The organism is Streptosporangium sp. NPDC023615 (assembly GCF_040640155.1).
Lineage (GTDB): Bacteria > Actinomycetota > Actinomycetes > Streptosporangiales > Streptosporangiaceae > Streptosporangium.
In genome coordinates this window covers 1-1,601 of sequence record NZ_JBFABE010000171.1, presented here as the reverse complement: position 1 = coordinate 1,601, position 1,601 = coordinate 1, and the positions used below count along the sequence as shown (strand labels likewise).

General features: G+C 68.6%; 2 protein-coding genes. Both read right to left on the bottom strand.

Going from position 1 to position 1,601, the window contains the following annotated elements; translation table 11 throughout:
* Positions 1–796, bottom strand: a 796-nt coding sequence (locus AB0G16_RS38730) for a beta-ketoacyl synthase N-terminal-like domain-containing protein (protein WP_362816013.1), incomplete at its 3' end; no start/stop codon positions are given.
* The coding region (locus AB0G16_RS38725) for a phosphopantetheine-binding protein (RefSeq protein WP_362816011.1) at positions 796–1,601 on the bottom strand (806 nt) is incomplete at its 5' end. The genes AB0G16_RS38730 and AB0G16_RS38725, both read right to left, overlap by 1 nt.

Here is a 1,601-nt window from a genome sequence, read left to right as displayed (position 1 = left end):
ACGTACCGTCGGCCGCCGCGGCGAAGGACTTGCAACGCCCGTCGGGCGCCAGACCACGCTGCCGCGAGAAGTCGATGAGCCCGCCGGGGTCGGCGCTGACCGTGGACCCGCCCGCGATCGCGAGATCCGACTCGCCCGTTCGCAACGACTGGATGGCGAGATGCAAGGCCACGAGCGAGGAGGAGCACGCCGTGTCCAGGCTGACGGCGGGCCCTTCGAAGCCGAAGGTGTAGGAGATCCGGCCCGAGGCGACGCTGCCCAGCTTGCTGGTCATCAGGTAGCCCTCGAGTTCCTCCGGCGCGTTGAGCCCGAGGTAGCTCTCCTCGACGATGCCGACGAACACCCCTGTCCTGCTGCCCTTCAACGTCGTCACGTCGATGCAGGCATGCTCGAAGACCTCGTAGGCCGCCTCCAGCAAAACCCGCTGCTGCGGATCCATCGCCAGCGCCTCACGTGGTGAGATGCCGAAGAAACCAGGATCGAACAGTGCCGCCTCCCGAAGGAAACCGCCTTCTCTGGTGTAGCACTTGCCGGGTTTGCCGGGCTCGGGATCGTACAGTTCCTCGATGTCCCAGCCACGGTCGGTCGGGAACTCCGCGATGGCGTCCACGCCGTCGGTGACGAGACTCCACAACTCGTCCGGCGAGGAGACTCCACCGGGGAAGCGGCACGACATGCCGACGATCGCGATGGGGTCCTGCTCGGCCGCCTCGAGCTCGTCCAACCGTCGGCGGGTCTCCTCCAGATCGGTCGTGACCCACTTGAGGTAGTCGAGTAGCTTCTGCTCGTTGGACATCAGCGAACCTCTCCTCTGGAACGACCCAGCTGCGTGTCGATGAAGTTGAAGATCTCCTCTGCCGACGCCGACTCGATGCGGTTCCCCACGGCGACGGGTTCCTGCTGCTCAAGCGGTTTGTGCAGCTTGGAGGTAATGGCGCGCAACCGGCGGTACAGCACGCCGCGGTCCTTGTGGTCGTCCGGGACCGTCGTGAGCAGCGCGTCCAGCCGGTCCATCTCGCTCAGGAGCGAGGTCACGTCGTCGGACTCCCCGGGAGAGACCCGGGACAGCAGGAGTTCGGCGACCGCCAGCGGAGTCGGATGGTCGAACGCGATCGTCGCGTCGAGCCGGAGCCCGGTCTCGGCCTGGAGCCGGTTCCGCAGATCGACCGCCGTGAGGGAGTCCAGACCCAGATCCTGGAACGGCTGGTTCATGTCGAGGGACTCGGGCCGGGAGTAGCCCAGAGCGCCCGCGACCTGGGCGCGTACCAGGTCCAGCACGATCGGGCGCCGGTCCGCCGGGGCCAGCTTCTTGAGACGGTCGGCCAGCGAGACGCCGGAGGAGGCCTGCCTGCGGCGCGTGCTCCTGACCAGCCCACGCAGCGCCGACGGGAGCGTGACCATGGCGCGGGCCACCGCGTGGTCCACGGACAGGGCCACCACGACCGCGTCATCACCGGCCAGCGCCGCGTCGAACGCCGCCAGCCGCTCCTCCGGTGTCATCGCCCGCTCCACGCTCATCGGCCCCGGGCCGGACCGCTCCGTCCTGCCCCAGGCGATGCTGGTGGCGGGGAGTCCTTGGGTGTGGCGGTGGTGGGCGAGGG